General features: G+C 50.8%; 23 protein-coding genes. 1 reads left to right on the forward strand and 22 read right to left on the reverse strand.

Going from position 1 to position 18,962, the window contains the following annotated elements:
• Positions 1-9: 9 nt before the first annotated feature.
• From atpB to GT1_RS14800, 20 genes are all read right to left on the reverse strand, one after another.
• Complete coding sequence (gene atpB / locus GT1_RS14705; protein ID WP_188399370.1) at positions 10-690, reverse strand: F0F1 ATP synthase subunit A; 681 nt, start codon at positions 688-690, stop codon at positions 10-12.
• Positions 691-700: 10 nt separating this feature from the next.
• Positions 701-1,147, reverse strand: coding sequence for an ATP synthase subunit I (locus tag GT1_RS14710; protein WP_223226281.1), 447 nt, complete (start codon positions 1,145-1,147; stop codon positions 701-703).
• Positions 1,144-1,350: an AtpZ/AtpI family protein gene (locus GT1_RS14715; protein WP_188399371.1), complete on the reverse strand. Its 207-nt coding sequence runs from the start codon at positions 1,348-1,350 to the stop codon at positions 1,144-1,146. The genes GT1_RS14710 and GT1_RS14715 overlap by 4 nt, the downstream gene beginning before the upstream one ends.
• A gap of 163 nt (positions 1,351-1,513) precedes the next feature.
• On the reverse strand, positions 1,514-2,674 hold the full coding sequence (gene wecB / locus GT1_RS14720; RefSeq protein WP_188399372.1) for a non-hydrolyzing UDP-N-acetylglucosamine 2-epimerase: 1,161 nt from the start codon (positions 2,672-2,674) through the stop codon (positions 1,514-1,516).
• A gap of 123 nt (positions 2,675-2,797) precedes the next feature.
• Complete coding sequence (locus GT1_RS14725; protein WP_188399373.1) at positions 2,798-3,847, reverse strand: glycosyltransferase family 4 protein; 1,050 nt, start codon at positions 3,845-3,847, stop codon at positions 2,798-2,800.
• 186 nt (positions 3,848-4,033) lie between these two features.
• Positions 4,034-4,705 carry a nucleotide pyrophosphohydrolase gene (locus tag GT1_RS14730; protein ID WP_075757096.1) on the reverse strand — a complete coding sequence of 224 codons (672 nt, stop codon included), beginning with the start codon at positions 4,703-4,705 and terminating at the stop codon, positions 4,034-4,036.
• Positions 4,706-5,281: 576 nt separating this feature from the next.
• Positions 5,282-5,743, reverse strand: a complete 462-nt coding sequence (locus GT1_RS14735) for a cytidine/deoxycytidylate deaminase family protein (RefSeq protein ID WP_075757095.1) — start codon at positions 5,741-5,743, stop codon at positions 5,282-5,284.
• 89 nt (positions 5,744-5,832) lie between these two features.
• On the reverse strand, positions 5,833-6,459 hold the full coding sequence (gene upp / locus GT1_RS14740) for a uracil phosphoribosyltransferase (RefSeq protein WP_188399374.1): 627 nt from the start codon (positions 6,457-6,459) through the stop codon (positions 5,833-5,835).
• 48 nt (positions 6,460-6,507) lie between these two features.
• Positions 6,508-7,743, reverse strand: coding sequence for a serine hydroxymethyltransferase (glyA, locus tag GT1_RS14745; RefSeq protein WP_188399375.1), 1,236 nt, complete (start codon positions 7,741-7,743; stop codon positions 6,508-6,510).
• Between the two features lie 47 nt (positions 7,744-7,790).
• Entirely contained in the window at positions 7,791-8,345 is a 555-nt protein-coding gene (locus GT1_RS14750) for a TIGR01440 family protein (protein WP_223226282.1), read from the reverse strand.
• Positions 8,346-8,358: 13 nt separating this feature from the next.
• The gene (gene rpiB / locus GT1_RS14755) at positions 8,359-8,799 is read right to left on the reverse strand and encodes a ribose 5-phosphate isomerase B (RefSeq protein WP_188399376.1); all 441 of its coding nucleotides are present in this window, start codon (positions 8,797-8,799) and stop codon (positions 8,359-8,361) included.
• A gap of 56 nt (positions 8,800-8,855) precedes the next feature.
• Complete coding sequence (locus tag GT1_RS14760; protein WP_188399377.1) at positions 8,856-9,320, reverse strand: low molecular weight protein arginine phosphatase; 465 nt, start codon at positions 9,318-9,320, stop codon at positions 8,856-8,858.
• Between the two features lie 209 nt (positions 9,321-9,529).
• Positions 9,530-10,123, reverse strand: a complete 594-nt coding sequence (locus GT1_RS14765; RefSeq protein ID WP_188399378.1) for a manganese efflux pump — start codon at positions 10,121-10,123, stop codon at positions 9,530-9,532.
• An 87-nt stretch (positions 10,124-10,210) separates the two neighbouring features.
• Complete coding sequence (locus GT1_RS14770) at positions 10,211-11,254, reverse strand: L-threonylcarbamoyladenylate synthase (protein ID WP_188399379.1); 1,044 nt, start codon at positions 11,252-11,254, stop codon at positions 10,211-10,213.
• Positions 11,255-11,328: 74 nt separating this feature from the next.
• Entirely contained in the window at positions 11,329-12,189 is an 861-nt protein-coding gene (gene prmC / locus GT1_RS14775; RefSeq protein ID WP_188399380.1) for a peptide chain release factor N(5)-glutamine methyltransferase, read from the reverse strand.
• Between the two features lies 1 nt (position 12,190).
• Positions 12,191-13,258, reverse strand: coding sequence for a peptide chain release factor 1 (prfA, locus tag GT1_RS14780; RefSeq protein WP_188399381.1), 1,068 nt, complete (start codon positions 13,256-13,258; stop codon positions 12,191-12,193).
• Positions 13,251-14,090: a DUF1385 domain-containing protein gene (locus tag GT1_RS14785; RefSeq protein ID WP_188399407.1), complete on the reverse strand. Its 840-nt coding sequence runs from the start codon at positions 14,088-14,090 to the stop codon at positions 13,251-13,253. Before GT1_RS14785 ends, prfA begins: the two co-directional genes overlap by 8 nt.
• 169 nt (positions 14,091-14,259) lie before the next feature.
• Entirely contained in the window at positions 14,260-14,469 is a 210-nt protein-coding gene (gene rpmE, locus GT1_RS14790) for a 50S ribosomal protein L31 (RefSeq protein ID WP_075757085.1), read from the reverse strand.
• A 129-nt stretch (positions 14,470-14,598) separates the two neighbouring features.
• Entirely contained in the window at positions 14,599-15,261 is a 663-nt protein-coding gene (locus GT1_RS14795; RefSeq protein WP_188399382.1) for a LysE family translocator, read from the reverse strand.
• Positions 15,262-15,304: 43 nt separating this feature from the next.
• Positions 15,305-16,126 (reverse strand): carbon-nitrogen hydrolase family protein, encoded by an 822-nt coding sequence (locus tag GT1_RS14800; RefSeq protein WP_188399383.1) that lies wholly within the window; start codon positions 16,124-16,126, stop codon positions 15,305-15,307.
• Positions 16,127-16,356: 230 nt separating this feature from the next.
• On the opposite strand from GT1_RS14800, the gene GT1_RS14805 reads away from it, so the two are divergent.
• The gene (locus GT1_RS14805) at positions 16,357-17,505 is read left to right on the forward strand and encodes an HD-GYP domain-containing protein (RefSeq protein WP_188399384.1); all 1,149 of its coding nucleotides are present in this window, start codon (positions 16,357-16,359) and stop codon (positions 17,503-17,505) included.
• On the opposite strand, the gene GT1_RS14810 is transcribed toward GT1_RS14805, so the two are convergent.
• Together GT1_RS14810 and GT1_RS14815 are read right to left on the reverse strand one after the other, a co-directional pair.
• Positions 17,458-18,336, reverse strand: a complete 879-nt coding sequence (locus GT1_RS14810; RefSeq protein ID WP_188399385.1) for a hypothetical protein — start codon at positions 18,334-18,336, stop codon at positions 17,458-17,460. The two genes, GT1_RS14805 and GT1_RS14810, sit on opposite strands and share 48 nt — an antisense overlap.
• Positions 18,326-18,910, reverse strand: coding sequence for an RNA polymerase sigma factor (locus GT1_RS14815; RefSeq protein WP_188399386.1), 585 nt, complete (start codon positions 18,908-18,910; stop codon positions 18,326-18,328). Before GT1_RS14815 ends, GT1_RS14810 begins: the two co-directional genes overlap by 11 nt.
• Between the last annotated feature and the right edge of the window lie 52 nt (positions 18,911-18,962).

An 18,962-nucleotide genomic window follows, 5' to 3' on the forward strand; every position in this document is an offset into this window, starting at 1 on the left:
TAAGTAATTTTAATGGTGTCCATCCTGTAATGAGTTGGACAAATACGACATGGACAGCATGGTAAAAATAAACGCCTGTACAACGCCGACAAACACACTGAAAGCCAACCATGCTGTTGGAATAACATACGGTACGAGCATTCCCAAAATGATGAGCAATATCTCACCAGCCAGAATGTTGCCGAATAAACGGAAGGATAAGGTAATCGGCTTAGCCACTTCTTCAATAATGTTGATAATAACAAAGGGGATGTAAGGTTCAAAAAAATGTTTAAGATACCTGACAGGACCTTTGTTTACAGCCCCGAGAATATGTACCATAACAACAATCATCAGCGCTAGGCCCAGTGTGGTGTTAATGTCATTGGTCGGTGAGGTAAACCCCGGTACCAGACCCAATTCGTTACCAACAAGCAGGAACAAAAACAGCGTGATAATAAGTGGTGCTAATTTTCTCCCCTTGGGCCCCATGGTATTATCAATCTGATCTAACAAAGCAGTAACTGCCATCTCCAGGAAGTTTTGCCAGCCGCGGGGAATAATTTCTACCCGGCGGGTGGCAACCATTGCCAGAGCAATGACAATCGCCATGGTTAGCCATGTCATGTATAAGGTGTCGAGATTGAACGTCAGTCCGGCAAAATGCGCCAGCTTATGTCCCATCTCATGGCCTCCTCCACCATGTCCCATACTTTCATTTTCACTCCCTTCCTGAATTATTTTGCTTGCCGAAATTTGCTATAAGTCCGCAAACCACGATATACACGGCATTTATCAGTAATACTATATGAAGTGAGAATAAACCCACTACTGCCGCCAAAAAATCAATACCGGGCACTTGGACTGATAAGACAAGTATGGCTATGATAAACCCCAAGCGTATTAGCCACCCTGCCCGCATAGAAGCCAGCGCCTGGCCGGGTGGTAATTCAGCGCTCTGTTTTACCCGGCGGCACATCAGCAGAAAATAGATTACACTGCTTGTCCAACCGGTCAACAGGCCGGGTATCACAAAAGTTTGGCCTGCCGCCAGCGCACTCAGGGTCATAAACAACCCCAGCGCCACTAACTGCAGTAACGTCCGCCGTACTTGAACGACGTAGTTGTCAGCAAAACCTGCTTTAAACACTATAACATCCTTTATCACTTAACAATTTTTTTGTAGGTAGACCACAGCCCGCCCGCCATGCCAAAAACAATACCTGACACGGTAAACCAGGGAAAGGTGTTGAAATACTGGTCAGCCCACTTGCCGCAGAACAGCCCCACAGCTACCATGGCAGCCATATTAAGACCAATCGTTCCCGCCAGGCTCAGAGCCGCCCACATCCCATCCTGTTTTTTCGGCATATCTGCACCTCTTGTTAAGCCAAGCGCAAATTTCTACAAATTTCTACAAATTAACGCAGCTCAACTTTATAGCCTATTCTCCATCATCCTCTGAAATTCCTGCTGATTACAGAAAAGAATAAAGATTTGGTCATATTTACACTAAATGTAAACTTTGGTAGTTTTATAGGCATACTTCGAATTCACCGGGCCGGCTGCCAACCAGCCCATATTTGTGTAAAATAGCCGCCACAATGCGGCTGGAAGCCTTGCCGTCCCCGTAAGGATTGACGGCATTGGCCATACGCTGGTATTCTGCTTTGTTAACAATCAATTCCTTGGTCTCTTTATATACAAGCTCCCGGTCTGTGCCGATGAGTTTAACAGTACCGGCAGTTACCGCCTCAGGCCGTTCGGTGGTATCACGCAAAACCAGCACCGGTTTACCAAGGGCCGGCGCTTCTTCCTGAATCCCGCCCGAATCGGTCAGCACCAGGTAAGACCTGGCCATGAGATTGGCAAAGGGCTGGTAGTCCAGCGGATCAATCAGGTGAACACGCGGGGCTGAGCCCAATTCCTCCTGCACCACTTGCCGGACTAACGGATTCTTATGTACCGGAAAAACAATCTCAACATCGGTAAAGGCGGTAACAATATCTCTTAACGCCTGATACACATGGCGCATAGGCTCGCCTAAATTTTCACGGCGGTGGGTTGTAACCAGGATAACTTTACGGTTAGCATAATCAATCCCCTGCAATAATATGTCGGTAAACTGGTAGGCTGGGTCCACAGTAGCTTTTAACGCATCAATTACCGTGTTGCCTGTCACCAAAATGCTTTCATCGTCGATATTTTCCCTGAGCAGATTTTGTCTGGCCGTAGCTGTCGGGGCAAAATGGACATCGGTAAAGGACCCTGTCAGCTTGCGGTTCATTTCCTCAGGAAAAGGTGAGTATTTGTCGCCGGTACGCAGTCCGGCTTCCACATGGCCAATCGGGATCTGGTGGTAAAAAGCAGCCAGCCCCCCGGCAAAAGTAGTGGTGGTATCGCCATGAACCAGCACCATATCAGGCTTTTCTGCAGCAAACACCTGATTGAGTCCCTGCATGGCCCGGCAGGTAATGTCAAACAGCGTTTGCCCCTGACTCATAATATCAAGATCATGGTCAGGCGTAATGGCAAACAGCCGCAGCACCTGGTCAAGCATTTCCCGGTGCTGGGCGGTTACCGTCACCACCGGGGTTATGTATTCAGGATGCTTGGCCAATTCCAAAACAACAGGCGCCATTTTTATAGCTTCAGGCCGGGTGCCGAAAACCGTCATAACTTTAATACGGGACATGTATATTGCTCCTTCCGCAACAATAAGTGCGCACTTTCACTTTCTACCTTTATAAACACAAGGCGGGCACCAAATGCCCGCCTTGCCATTGTGTGAAATACGGTATGAGGTCTGTGCTGAAAATTAATGACTCTTAAGCGAATCAGGGCTTTTCAGGACACCGTCATTATTATTTAATACGCCAATTTTCTTGGCGCCAAAAAAGGCTACTAAAATGATAGCAAGCAAAATTAAGGCAGCATATACTTTACTTACCTCTGTCAGGGCAATAGCGCTTATCCCCAGGCAGCCACTGATTACATACATCAGCAAAACAGCCTGTTTTTGGCTTAGCCCCATGGCCAGCAGCCGGTGATGCAAATGACCTTTGTCCGGTTTAAAAATCGGCCGGCCGCTCATATACCGGCGGATAATGGCAAACGCCGTATCCATAATTGGCAGCCCTAAGGCGATAATGGGTACAAATAACGCAATGGTGGCAGCACTTTTAACCGTTCCCAGCACAGAAACAGCCGCCAGCATGTACCCTAAAAACATACTGCCGGTATCACCCATGAAGATTTTCGCCGGATTAAAATTATGCTGTAAGAAGCCAAGCGCACTGCCGGCCAGCGCTGCCGTCAAAATAGCCACCGTCCAAAAGTTCTGCTCCAGTGCCACCAACAGAATGGTAATCGAGGCAATGGTAGATACCCCGGCTGCCAGTCCGTCCAGACCATCAATCAGGTTTACCGTGTTTGTCAGGCTGACTACCCACAAAATAGTAAGCGGAATAGATAAATAATTGACATAAATCATTTCACCAAACGGATTTGTCAGCCATTCAATGCGGATGTCAAATAAAATAAGGACAATAGCGGCCGCAATCTGTCCCAGCAGTTTGACTTTTGCCGACAACTGTTTCAGGTCGTCGATAATGCCAACAGCCAAAATGACGGTACCGCCCAGCAGCAAGCCCAGAATTTCATGATTGACATGCATGCTTGACAGCACGGCCAGCACAAAGCCAAAATATATTGCCAACCCGCCCATGCGGGGAATCGGGCTGGTATGCACTTTACGGGCATCCGGAGCATCAAGCGCGCCGGCTTTAATGGCTAAATCCTTAACACGCGGCGTGATAAAGTAAGCTGCAGCCAAGGCAACAGTAAAAGCCACTATATAGGTTTGCATATTATAACACCTCTTTTTCTACGCAACACTCATTTTACCTTACTTGTGCAAAAGTTGTCAATCCGCAGCAAGCAGGCAATTCGTCCCGTATTCCTATTATTTTCACTACCAATAACAATATGCATGAAATACACTCACTATACCTTAATTTAGCTCAGCCGGATACCGTCCTGGAACGGCTGCCATTTAGCAATAACCCCGCCGCTGCAGCTTGTTCACATGTCCGGCAACCAATTCAGCAATATTTACGGCATACCGTCCGGCCAAAATATACATCATCGTAAAACAGCATTGCGCAATATCCAATAATTCCAAAGCCGCTCCCCGGTTGACTTCGTCAGGATCAAGCCGGGCCTGTTCACCGGATGCTCCGGCATGCTTGCCCAGAAACTGGGTCAGTTCGCCTATTTCCTCCTGAATCTTGCACACAGTAGTCAATAAGGTAACATTATCAAGCCTCAGGTGCGGGAGGCTGATATATTTATAGTTGCCATCCTGCCGGTTTGGGGTTGTGGTAATGCGGTAATTTTGACTGGTATCATAAGCATAACCTTTATCTGCCAGTTTGGCGAGGTGTTCACCAATCAGACTGTCGGCGTCAATGCCGAAGGAATCCTCCATAACAAAAATCATGGTAACACAGGTCTGAGCCACATCCAGGAGTTCTTCCTTGACATCGGCAAGCAGGGCAATGGCCTCAGTCTGTTCTTTCAATTCAGCCGGGCTGAGTTTTTCCCAAGGCATAAAATTCAGTACCGCCCGGGCTAATTCCCCCGCCTCTTCCATGGCTTTCAGCAGAGTGGAATCAAGGGTGGGGGTGAGATATCTCAGTTTAGGTAAATAAATGGCTTCCAGCATGCAAAAACTCCTCTGTAAAAAAGCTGGTTGAGTATTGGGAAACCCAGATACCAAACCAGCTCTATAGTTAGGAAAATGCGGCTTGCGCCGCCAGCGACCAAATAATGGCAAAGTATTATTGATTACCGAGGGAATATATTCGCCATGTTTGCTATAAATCCTTCTTGGGTTTATTATAAAGCGGAATTTTCTGGCAGGTTGAGTTTTTTTTGCTCTGATTTGACTTTGAACCTGACTAATAAGTTTGGAGTATAAGAACGGGCTTACTTTTGGCATTGCCCCAAAAGTAACAAAAAGTCTAGGCCTGGAGCCTCCAAAAGCTGAAAAGCCGGGCGGTATTCCTAAAATCCGTAAACTCGCTACGCTCAAACAGTACGGATTTCTTAACGGAATACCGCCCGGCTTTTCTCCTGCGGAACGCTTTTTCCGGCAATGGCCGGGAGGGTTACGGGAGTTACGAGGGGTACGGAGATACGGGGGTACGAGATTACCGCGCATTGCCAGGGGTTATCGGAGATTGTAGCTTCAAAAAAACTGCCTAACACTCCGAACAGAGTATTAGGCAGTTATATTTATTTAGGTAAAACAAACATATTCGATTCCGGCTTCGGCAATTAATTGCTCGGCCAGTTTATCCGGATAACTGTACTGGTAAACGATGCGTTTGATACCGGCGTTTATTAGAATCTTGGTACAGGCTGAACAAGGCTGATGGGTGGAATAAATGGTGGCATCACGAATGGATACCCCGTACATGGCTGCCTGAACGACAGCGCTTTGTTCGGCATGAAGCCCCCGGCACAATTCCTGACGTTCGCCGGACGGTACCTGATTGTTCGCGCGAATACAGCCGGTTTCGCCACAGTGGGTCAAACCGCAGGGTGCACCATTATAGCCTGAACTCAAAAGCCGTTGTTCCTTGACAATAACAGCGCCGATTTGCCGGCGAAGGCAGGTTGAACGGGTAGCAACCACCTTGGTAATATCCATGAAATATTCATCCCACGATGGCCGGTCAAGCCCTTTGTTGTCATTCATACTATTCCCCCTTGACCAAACGGTGTATTACCAATGTATTCACAGCCCTGGTACACAGTGATTTATCGAAACAGATAATTTTCTTCCAATTACTTTGTGCCGAAAATCCGGTCACCGGCATCGCCCAGACCGGGCACAATATAGCCATGTTCATTCAGATGGCTGTCGACAGCGGCAACATACACCTCTACATCCGGATGGTGTGCGTTCATCACGGCAACACCTTCCGGCGCCGCTACCAGACACATTAATTTAATCTGTTTGGCACCTTTGGCTTTCAGCATCTCAATGGCCGCCACCGCCGAGCCGCCGGTCGCCAGCATGGGATCAACAACAATCAATTCACGTTCTGCCACATCGGTAGGCAGTTTGCAAAAATACTCGACAGGCTTTAAGGTTTCATGATCACGATATACCCCGATATGTCCCACCTTGGCGGCTGGAATCAGTTTGACGATACCGTTTACCATCCCCAAACCGGCGCGCAAAATGGGCACTATGGCAATTTTTTTGCCTGACAGCATCTTGCAGGTGCAGGTGGTAAGCGGCGTTTCTACCTGCGTTTCTTCCAGGGGCAGGTTCCGGGTCAGTTCAAAGGCCATAAGTGTTGAGATTTCTTCCAAAAGCTCGCGAAACTCTTTGGTTCCGGTTTTAACATCACGGACAAGTGACAATTTATGCTGAATCAAGGGATGGTCGATTATTTTTACTTGCATGCATTCATCTCCTCATACTTCATATGTTATGCCCAAAGCAACAGCCTTTTAAGCATACAACGGATATTTGCGGCACAGCTGGGCCACCATGGAGCGGGCCTTATCCCGGGCAGCGCCGTCCTCCAGCTTAGTCAGGGTCATGGTGATAATGTCGCCGATTGCCACCATATCCTCTTCAACCATACCGCGCGAAGTGACGGCAGGAACACCTATGCGGATACCGCTGGTAATAAACGGACTGGCCGGGTCGTTGGGAATGGCATTTTTATTGACAGTAACGCCAATCTCATCCAAAAGTTCCTCAGCCTGCTTGCCGGTAATATGCTGCGAGCGCAGGTCAACCAACATCAAATGATTATCCGTACCGCCGGATACTAACGTAAAGCCATTTTGCTTAAGGCGTTCAGCCAGAGCTTGCGCATTTTTGATAATTTGTCCCTGATACAGGCGGAATTCCTCGCTGAGAGCTTCCTTAAAGGATACAGCCTTGGCGGCAATAACATGCATTAACGGGCCGCCCTGGATGCCGGGGAAGATGGCTTTGTCAATGGCCTTGGCATACTGGGACCGGCAAAGGATCATGCCGCCGCGCGGACCGCGCAGGGTTTTGTGGGTGGTTGTAGTAACAATATCCGCATGCGGCACCGGGCTGGGATGATAACCGGCAGCCACCAGGCCGGCGATATGCGCCATATCAACCATGAACATGGCACCGGCTTCACGGGCAATTTGTCCCAGGCGGGCAAAGTCAATAATCCGGGAGTAGGCACTGGCACCGGCTACCAGCATTTTCGGTTTGTGTGTCATAGCCAGCTCGGCAACCTGATCATAGTCAATCCGGTGGGTAACATCATCAACACCATAGGCCACAATATTGAAGTATTGCCCGGAAATATTAACAGGACTGCCATGGGTCAGATGGCCGCCATGGGCAAGATTCATACCTAAAATGGTATCGCCAGGCTTCAGAAAGGCAAAATATACAGCGGTGTTGGCCTGCGCTCCCGAATGGGCCTGAACATTAACATGTTCTGAGCCAAATAACTTTTTGGCCCGGTCGATAGCCAGTTTCTCGACAATATCAACATATTCACAGCCGCCATAATACCGGTGCTCAGGGTACCCTTCGGCATATTTATTAGTCAATACTGAACCTTGCGCCTCCATTACCGCTTTGCTGACAAAGTTCTCTGAGGCAATAAGCTCCAGTTTGGTTTGCTGACGGGTGCGTTCGAGCTCAACAGCTCGTGCTACCTCGGGGTCTACTCCTGCAAGTATTGTCATGTTCTATTCCTCCTCAAATTACATGTAAATATATATTTAAAAGCACATTAACAGAGCTCATAAACAGCGCGTGCCCCGCCGATCAGTTTGGGCCTGGTGCGGGCGGCTGTCAAATAGGCTTGTCCGATATATTTTTGCGTCAGGCGTACCGGAATGGCGACTTTTTTAATATGCATGCCAATGAGTGTGCTGCCAATGTCCAGACCGGCCTGGGCCGTAATGCTTTCCACCACCGCCGGATTGTCAAAGGCGCGCATCGCCTCGGCGGCCAGCGCACCACCGGCTTTAGGCACCGGAATAACCTGGACCACTTCGAGGTTATGTGTGTCGGCTACAGCCTGTTCAACAACCAGCGCCCGGTTAAGGTGCTCACAACACTGTATGGCCAGCGAAACCTGATACCTGGAGCAAACTTTAAAAAGACTCGACAAAAGTCGAGCAGCTATTACTTCAGAGCCATAGGAGCCGATACGCGCCCCTTGCACCTCACTGGTACTGCAGCCCACTACCAGAATGTTCCCTGGTTTTAACCGGGCTGTTTTTATCAGTTCTTCCGCCGCCTGTGTTATCTGGCGTCCAATGGTTGCCAAATCTGTCTCCACAGTTCTTCACTCCCTACACCTTTTCGAGGGCCATTATCTTTTCTACCCGGCAGGCATGCCGGCCGCCGGCAAACGCAGTTTTGAGCCAGACCTCAACAATCATCCGGGCCAGACCGGGACCAATCACCCGTTCACCCAGTGTCAGGATATTGGCATCATTATGTTCACGCGACATTTGCGCGGAAAAGACATCATTACAAAGCGCGGCTCTAATGCCGTTAATTTTATTGGCGGCAATACTTACCCCAATACCTGTGCCACAAACAATAATGCCCCGTTCATATTCACCCTTGGCCACAGCTTCGGCTACCTGCCGGGAAATGTCGGGGTAATCAACCGAGTCCGCCGTATGGGTGCCAAAATCGTCGGCATCCACACCAAGCTCTGCCAGCAGAGCTTTAAGTTCTTCTTTCAGGCAAAAACCGCCATGATCGCTGCCAATAGCTACCTTCATGCAAGTACACTTCCTATATTTCATATTTAACGTCTTTTCACCTTTTTCCACGTTAATTACTTTTTTCCTGCCAAACTGACAATTTTTCCCCAGGCCTGGGTAAGCAGCTGCCGGATTTGCCCGGCACATTCCCGGTATACAGCCTCACTGCCGCCGAAAGGATCACTCACATCCCTGGTTTCACCGGCAAACTCAGCCAGCGTGTACAGTTTTCCCTCCAGGCCTGCTGCCATACCGACAAGAGCCTGTTTATGCGCCGCCGTCATGGTTAGGATGACATCTGCTGCCGTCAGCAGCTGCAGCGTCAGTTGTTGGGAACAATGGTTGTCCACATTCAGGCCAGCCTGCCGCATAACACTCCGCGCCTGCGCCGAGGCCGGCTGCCGCCCTGCGGCAAGGCCTGCCGATGCAATACTTATGCGGCCGGCCATCCCGGCTTTTTCGGCTATATCGGCGAGAAGAGCGGCCGCCATCGGACTACGGCAGGTATTGCCTGTACACACAAATAAAATTTTGAACATGGTTCGCTCAACTCCTTTATATTTTGTGTCCGGAAAAAATATCTCATACCTGTTACTCTGCTTTTATACTGGACGAAAAACCGCTGGCGGGGTTCTGTCAATTACCGGCATCTGAGGCGCGGGCGACCGTTAAAGCGCCAGTATCGTAGCGTTTGTATGACGGCTGTCCGCGCCGGGCCTTGTGTTGACACCTTTGGTTTTATAAGCGTTTAAATCGTTGACCAAATGATATGTATGCCTAACAGCAGCAGGACCAGGCCACCCAGCAATTCAGCCCTGCTCCCGATATAGTGCCCCAGTTTGCGGCCCAGCCCCAAGCCCAGGAGGGCAATGACAAAGATGACCAGACCCAGAATCATACTCAGCTGCAGCAAATCCACATCCATCATCCCCAGGCTGAACCCGGCTGCCAGGGCATCAATACTGACACTGGCGGCCAGCACAAAAAGCGCGCTGCCCCTCAGCGGGCTGACCGGGGAAGCCGATTCCTGCCCACGCACGTTATCCTTAATCATATTAAGTCCCAGGCCTGCCAATACCAGGGCGCCAATAATGGCGGCAATGTTTTGCACATTAGCTGCCGGCCAGTCAATATGGTAAGCGCCAATGTGCTCCACAACGCCTCCCAGCCAATGGCCAATATGATAACCGGTTAAAATCATAATAATATGGAACAGAGCAAATACAATGGCTGACCGGATAATAATCAGCCGGCGCACTTTGTTCATGCCAAGCGGCACGGCTACGGAAAACAAATCGGTTCCTAAGGCCGCACTCAGGACGAAGAGTTCAAAAGCACTCATATTCCCCACCTCCGCCGTAATATATATGTACCGGCAGAAGGCAATATGAAGCATTCCTCAGACTCTCATTCCCGATTTCAAAACTTATTAGCGGAGAATGCGGTAACCGGCGGCTTTGCGCAAGCGGTTCATCACCGCTAAGCCTAATCCCTGCTCGGCAATGCCCTCGGCATAAATAACATCCACCGCCTTGTCGTCAAAGCTGCGCAGCACCGTATATAAATTAGCCGCCACAGCGGCGGCGTCAGCCCGTGAGCCATAGACCGCAGTCACGACTGCCGGCGGCACACTGTCCGCCAATTCGGCAGATACAATGGCGCCTACTGTTTTACCGGCTGTCAGGGCCTTGTTGATTTCCTGAATTAGCAAACCGGCACTGCGGCCAGGTTCGGCTTCAATCAAAGTCAGGGGAGCTGCCGGCGCATAATGAGTATACTTCATGCCGGGAGACTTAGGGACAGTCTGAGCACCGGCCAACGCGGGATCAACTTCTAGATCGCCCAACACAGCTATCAGCATCTCGTAAGTAACCCCTCCCGGCCTGAGCAGGGTCGGCACCGGCGTGGTACAGTCTATTACGGTGGATTCTACGCCGATATCACATGGTCCGGCATCGATCACCGCGGCAATCTTACCTTCAAGGTCTGCCAGGACATCCTGCGCTGTGGTCGGGCTTGGCCTGCCGGAGGTATTGGCACTGGGCGCAGCCACCGGGACACCGGCCAAACGGATTAACTCCCTGGCAACAGGCGATGACGGCAAACGCACCGCCACCGTTTTGAGCCCGCCGGTCACGGCATCAGGCACATGCCCCTGACGCTCAACCACAACGGTAAGCGGACCCGGCCAATAGCATTCAACCAGCGCCCTGGCACTGGCCGGAACGGCAGCTGCCAGCTCAGCAAGATTATCCGCGTCAGCAATATGCAAAATCAGCGGATTATCTGACGGCCGCCCTTTGGCCTGGAAAATGCGTTGTACCGCTGCGGCATCCAGCCCGTTAGCCCCCAACCCGTACACCGTCTCTGTCGGGAACGCCACCAATTCTCCCCGCCTGAGCAGTGCCGCCGCCTCTGCCAGCATGGCAGCATCCGGACAAACGGGGTCAACTCTATAATATTTCGTATACATATCTAATCAGCTCCAGGGATAATAAAATTGCCACAAGTGGCTGCAAGGGGAGATCCAGTGCAGCCTTCAGCCACTCAGTGGCGCGGGCGAAAGACCAGCACGCGGTCAATTCCCGCGTAATCCTTGATAATAGCTTCCAGGTTCAGACCGCTGGCTGCATCGGCCAGCATCCCCACCAAGCCGGCTTGCTCAATGCCCACCTCGACGGCAAGGAAGCCTGCAGGCTTAAGATACCCGGCAGCCTCAGCCACAATACGCCGGTAAAAATGCAAGCCGTCATTGCCGCCCGCCAGTGCCTGATACGGCTCCTGCCGCACCTCGGCACTCAACCCGGCGATATCGGCATCCGGAATGTAGGGAGGGTTTGACAGTATGGCGTCAAACTTTTTCCCGGTGAGCGGTTCAAACAGATCGCCTTGGCAAAACTCCAAACGGGCGCCGACCTCATGTCTGGCGGCATTTTCCCTGGCGACTGCCAAGGCAGCGGCTGAGACATCCACAGCCATACCGGAGGCGGCCGCCAGTTTGGTCAGCATGCTGACAATGATGGCACCACTGCCTGTCCCCAGATCGGCAACTGCCGGCTCCGGCTTATCTGCCAGCCGTTCAAGGGCGGCTTCCACTAAAATCTCAGTGTCAGGACGGGGAATGAGTACCGCCGGACTAACAGCAAAATCCAGCCCCATAAATTCTTTACAGCCCGTAATATAGGCCACCGGCGCCCGCAGCGCCCGCCGTTTGACAGCTTCGCGGAAGGAGGCTAATTCCTCAGGGGTCAGCGGCTGGTCAAAATTAGTATACAGATACAGTCTGTCCCTGCCTAGGATATGGGAAAGCAGTATCTCGGCATCCAAGCGGGGATTATCAATCCCCTTGGAGCCGAAATACTGCCTAGTCCAATGTAAAATTGAAGATATGGTCCATTGCTCACTCATATTATTCAACGTCTTTCAGTTTATCACTCTGTCCGGCAGTTACCAGCGCCGAAATCATTTCATCCAAATCACCGTTTAACACGAAATCCAGTTTATGCAGCGTTAACCCAATGCGGTGGTCGGTAACCCTGCCTTGCGGGAAGTTATAGGTCCGAATCCGCTCACTGCGGTCACCGGTGCCAACCTGGCTTTTGCGGGTTCCTGCCAGCTCAGCGGCCTGCTCCGCCTCCGCCATCTCCAGGATTTTGGCTCTCAGGACGCGCATAGCTTTATCACGGTTTTTAAGCTGTGATTTTTCGTCCTGGCATTGCACTACCACCCCTGTGGGCAAATGTGTAATCCGCACAGCCGATTCGGTTTTGTTAACATGCTGCCCGCCTGCGCCGCTGGCGCAATAGGTATCAATCCTCAGATCATTCGGATTGATTTCAATATCCACCTCTTCGGCCTCCGGCAGCACGGCTACGGTCACGGTGGAGGTATGAATACGGCCGCTCGACTCGGTGGTCGGCACCCGCTGCACCCGGTGCACGCCGCTCTCGTATTTGAGTTTGGAGTAAGCGCCATCTCCCTCAATGGAAAATACCACTTCCTTAAATCCGCCCAGATCCGGGGCATTGGCGTCAAGCATCTCTACCCGCCAGCCCTGGGTTTCCGCATAACGGGTATACATGCGGAACAAATCACCGGCAAACAGTGCCGCTTCATCGCCACCTGCACCGCCCCGGATCTCGACAATGACGTTTTTATCATCATTAGGATCTTTGGGCAGCAGGAGGATTCTGAGCTCCTCTTCCAGTGTCAGTTTTTTCGTCTTGGCTTCCTCATACTCGGCTTCCACCATTTCGCGGAATTCATCATCCAGTTTGTCTTTAAGCATTTCACTGGCATCATCAAGGGCCTGAAGCGTCTTTTTGTATTCACGGAACTTTTCCACGACAGCACTCATCTTGCTGTGGGCTTTGGTCAGTTTCTGCCATTCGTTCATGTCAGCCATAACCGCCGGATCGCTGATCCGGCCTTCCAGTTCCTGAAATTTATCTTCAAGCGCCTGCAGTTTATCACGCATCTGTTTTCACCTCTACATCTTGGTCCGGCCGCACGGCCTGTAAGGCCGCGATGGCAACTTCGATTTGATCGTCACTGGGTTCACGGGTAGTTAATTTTTGCAGCCACAGACCGGGAGTAATCGCACAGGCCACCCATTTGGCCTTGCTCCTGCCGGCAAAACGGATAATCTCATAGGCAATGCCTGCCACCACCGGCAAGAGTACAATCCGGGACAAAATCCGGAGCCAGAGATCAGGCCAGCCCAAAAAGGCAAACATAATAATACTTACCACCATGACAATGAGCAAAAAATTTGTGCCGCAGCGCGGATGCAGGCAGCTGTACTTCCGGATGTTTTCCACCGTCAGCTCCTCGCCGGCTTCATAAGCATGGATGGTCTTGTGCTCAGCGCCATGATACTGAAACACGCGCTGAATATCTTTCATTAAAGATATTCCCCAAACATACAGGAAAAATATAACCAGGCGCAATATGCCCTCAAAGGTATTCAACAGCCGGGAGTCTGTTACCGCACTATGGATATATTTGGCCGCATACGTGGGAATGATGACAAAGAGCACGATGGCTAATCCCAGAGAAAATAACATAGTCACGGCAATCTCTTTATTGGACAAGGTCTCTTCTTCTTCTTCACCGGCAGCCTGGGCCGAAAATGACAAAGCTTTCATGCCATAAATCAACGATTCCGCCAAAGCCACCACACCGCGAATCATGGGTTTCTTCAAAACAGGATAACGGTCGGTAATGGAGGTCAGCCGCTCTTTCTGAACAATAATATTGCCGGACGGTTCGCGAACGGCAGTGGCGATAAACTCCGGACCACGCATCATAACGCCTTCGATTACAGCTTGCCCGCCGACAAAAGGTCTTTTCTCACTCACGCTACCCCGCCCCTTTCTCAATATAATTACAGCAGAGCATGCCTGCCCTGCTGCAGTGTTTCCGATTATGACATCATATAGTGTAACAGCAGAGCATCACTGCTCTGCTGCTTGCTAATTAGCCTTGGCTTTGGCTGCCGTAACGCTTGTTGAATCTTTCTACACGGCCGCCTGCAGCTATTTGACGCTGTTGACCGGTATAGAACGGATGGCATTTTGAGCATACATCTACACGCAGTTCTTTTTTAACCGAACCGGTCATGAATGTATTGCCACAGCCGCAGACTACTTTGGCTTCACCGAATTTGGGATGAATTTTTTCTTGCATATCTTGCACCTCTCTTTATAAAGCCACTTTAAATTACGCGTGATAATTATAGCACATAGGCCAATGCCGCGCAAGCTATCTTATATGGCAACTTTACTAATATAAATGCAAAGCCACCGTTCCCGGCCGCTATCGTTGCAGGGCTATTCTGATCCCCAGGCCAACTAATATTGTTCCTGTAATTGCCTTTAACCACTTTTGCGTTTCACTGCGTACCAAAAAATGGCGTAATTTTCCCATGAAGATGACAAGCAGGCCATACCAGGTTACCGATACCAGCGAATAAAGGATGGTAAGTATCAAAGATTGAATAACAATATTGCCACCCGGGTGTATGAACTGAGGGAAAAATGCCAGAAAGAAAAGTGCTGACTTGGGATTAAGAACCCCTGTCAATACACCTTTGGAGTAGAACGTAAAGCTGCTTTCCTGCGTAACCACGTCCGGTGCCTGACTGCTGCTATCGCTGGTGCAGGCGGACTCCTTTTGTCTATGTAGCTTATAGGCATTCACTAAGCTGGTTACTCCCAAATAGGCAATATAGGCCGCGCCCAGCATTTTTATCAGGTTATATATCTCGGCCGACTGCATGATAATCAGTGTCAAACCCAGGCCGGACAGCAGGGCATTCAGATAAACTGCCGTGACAATGCCAAATACATTGAAAAGGCCGGCCCGCTGGCCGCTAATGCCAACCGATTGCATGACCAATACGGTATTGGGCCCCGGAATCACCACAAGTAGAGCCACAATGCCAACATACGCATAAAGCTCGGCAAAAGAAAATGGCAAAAGTCATCATCTCCTTTCACATTAAATGGGGGTCTTATGCTGCTTACCCCTCATATAACTCCGGACGACGGTGCTTTAAGAGCGGCAGTTCTGCCCGCACCCGGTCCACTATCTGCAGGTCAATTGTGCCAAAGATTACGTTCTCGGCTTCATCAGCCATTGTCAGGATTCTGGCCCAGGGGTCAACAATAGCCGAATGGCCGTAAGCTTTATACTCTGCTGCGGCATTAAGGGCCGGAGCGGCACCGATGACATAGGCCTGATTATCGACAGCCCGCGACTGCAGCAACAGCTGCCAATGCGCCGGTCCGGTTACCGGTCCGAAAAGTGCCGGATAGACCAGGATATCGGCTCCTTTAAGCACCATCGTCCGGGCCAGTTCGGGAAAACGCACATCATAACAAATGGCCACACCAATGGTTCCCAGCGAAGTCTTTACCACTGTCACATCTCTGCCGGCCGCTAAGGTTTTCGATTCCTGAAACACAGTCCCCCCTTTAATGTTCACATCAAACAGGTGGGTTTTGCGATGGCGCGCCAGCAGCATGCCGTCTTCATCAAAGATAAAACAGGTGTTATAAATCTTGCCGTCGTCGTCCCTTTCCGGAATAGAGCCGCCAATCAGGATTATTTTATGCTCGGCAGCACACTCGGCAAGCATGGTAATGGTTGGGCCGTCCGGATAGCACTCTGCATACCGGGCGAACAAGTCTGACTGATAAGGGCAGTTAAACATCTCCGGCAGTACTACAAGACGGCTGCCGCCAGCTGCTGCCTCACCAATCATCCGGCGGGCTTTATCAATATTAGCCTGTTTGTCAGGCACAACACCCTGTTGACAAATACCGATAGTAAAGGTTGACATGGTTTCTCCTCCTAAATAGTAATTTGCTTAACCGCTAAAATCAGGGCTCCCGCTTTTCCCGGCGGCGCCGGTTCACTTGAAACAGACGCTGCCCCCAGTCTGCTCCTGCTAGTTCAGTTCCAGCGCCAAGAGCCCATTTTTAGCTCAAATAACCGGTGCCATTTAAAGGATTCATGGTATAGTTTGTCGAATAAATTTCGCATCAAATACCGGAAGGATATTTCGCCGTTATGCAAAAAGTTTCCACCAAACATCTACACCCGGGAATGGTGCTTGCCCGCAATATCTTCAGCACCGAAGGCATATTGCTATTAAGCGCCGATACTGCTTTAAACAGTACACAGATTGAACGTCTGCAGCAATTTGATCTGGTAAATGTATATATCAGAAATCCTCTTACAGACCAGTTAACCACCAATGACATGATTGATACCATCCCGGAAGTCGTTCGTGAGGAAACGCGGGTGCAGGCCGTTCAGGTTGTCCAGACGGCCTTCCAAAACTTCTCAGCCAACCAGAAGCTGGAATCACAGCCCTTCAAAGATACGGCTGATTTTCTTATGAACGAAATTATCGAAAACCCCGGTGCCTTGGTCCATCTGACCGATATCCGAACCCGCGACGGCTATACCTTCGGCCACTCTGTCAATGTCTGCGTCCTGTCTACCCTTACCGGCGTTCAGTTGGGGTACAACAGGCTGCAACTCAAGGAACTGTCCTTAGGCGCTTTGCTCCACGATGCCGGCAAGATGCTTATTCCTAAAGAAATTTTAACCAAAGCCGGTCCACTCACAGCCAGTGAGCGCAAGTCCATGGAACAGCATCCTACCCTTGGCTTTGATATTCTCCGTCGTCAGAGAGACATCCCCTTAGTTTCCGCCCATGTCGCTTTTCAACACCATGAAAAATTTAACGGCACAGGCTACACCCGGGGGCTGAAGGGCGTACATATTCACGAATATGCCAGAATTGTCGCCATCGCTGATGTGTATGACGCCATTACCTCCGACCGCCCTTATAAGGAGGGCTCCTTACCCCACCAGGCCTATGAAGTCATGCTGTCACTTGCCAACACCCATTTTGACCCCATAATCTTACGGACCTTTTTGAATCAGATTGCCGTTTATCCGGTGGGCAGTATTGTCAGACTGACCACCGGGGAAATTGCGGTAGTAACAAAAGTTATTACCGGGCTGCAAACCCGGCCTGTATTAAAGATTATTTTTGACGCAAGCGGCAGCAAACTGGAGAATGGCCCGGAAATTGATTTGTCACAGCAGCTGACTATTTTTATCGATAAAGTATTTACTGCGGCTGAGGTGGCGGAAATATCACTTGGCAACATGTATCTCAACCAGCCTCTCCGCCAGGCTCAATAACTCTTCCTCCGTGGCTGCCCCCTCCAGGGTTACTTCCAGGTCGTTAACAATCACGGTAACTTTGTTTTTGTCAGGCGGTTTACTCGCGGCATGGGTCGATTCACCGGGAAGCAAAGCCGCCGTTCTCATCTTGGTTTGCGGCGGCCGGGGAGGTGCAGCCATGCTCTGCTGCTTGGGAGCCTGGGTAACAATAATTTCATCAGCTGTTCCTTGACGGTAGATTTGGCGGATGGTTTTGCTGGCCGCATCAATTGTGACGGCATCGGCAGTGAGGTCGGCTAAGGCCAGCATAGTATCAGCGGCTGCCGGAACGGGAGACTCTGGCTCCACCAGGGTAACCAGCTCAGCAGGTGCCGCGGCATCGGCGTGTCCCGAGGCCGGCGATGTAGTGACAGCCGGCGGCGGCTCAATGATTGCCGGCGGCAATGCTGCCACCTGGGGCGACGGGACGACAGCCGGCGGCTGAGGCTGCTCAGCGGCCGGCGCCGGTGGCGCTTTAGCCAGTTCCCGTTCCGGCGTAACCGGCGGCATAAACTGCAACATGGCTGCCACCAGCACAGCGACTGCCGCACCGGCTGCACCGGCCCAACGCCAGGACTGGCGTTTTTTTTGTTTTTCACGGACCAGGGTATTTGACGCCTGTCTGACAATATTGTCAAGCACTGCCTGGGGGGGCGCGTCTGCCGGCAAGCCAGCATCCTTGACTGCTTTGGCAATATCCACAAGTTCTTCTACCCCGGCAGCCGGTCTGTCCGGGAGCTCGCCCCGGTTAAGAGCATCTATCGCTGCCGACAGGGCCTCTGCCTGTTGTTCTTCGTAGTTATCTTGCACCTGCTTTACCTCCTTCCATTCCATTTTCAACAAATAACTCTTTAAGTTTTTTAAGCGCCCGTTGCTGCAGCATTTTGACGGCAGCGCCGCTTTTTTCCATAAGCCGGGCGGTGTCGGCTACTGCCAGCCCCTGAATAATCCTAAACTCAATCACCTTTCGCTGCTCATCAGGCAATAACGCCAGCAGCTTGAGGACTGCCTGCCGGCGTTCGGCATGAATCACAGCCTCGTCCGGCTGCAAACCGGTATCAATAATGCCTGCACTGTATTCGGTGATATCAACCACCGGAGGCGCATGCCCGCGCCGGCGATAATAATCGGTGATCAGGTTCAGCGCAATCCGCGAAAGGTAGGTCTTAAAGGCGGCATTGGTTTCCTTATAACGCGGCAATGCGGTAAACGCCCGCAGAAAAGTGTCTTGCGCAATTTCCTGGGCATCGTCCGGATTGCTGGTCTTGCTTAAGGCCAAACGGTAAATATAAGGCCAATGGCTGACCACCAGCGCATTAAGCGCTGCGCTGTCACCCTCCCGGGCCCTGGCAATAATAAGTTTTTCTTCCTCAGACAATCCCATGTCACCACGCTTTAGCCTTTCATATAATTTAACGCTGGCTGCGCCAATAAGT

Origin of the sequence: Sporomusa sp. GT1 (genome assembly GCF_014634905.1) — a bacterium.
Lineage (GTDB): Bacteria > Bacillota > Negativicutes > Sporomusales > Sporomusaceae > Sporomusa > Sporomusa sphaeroides.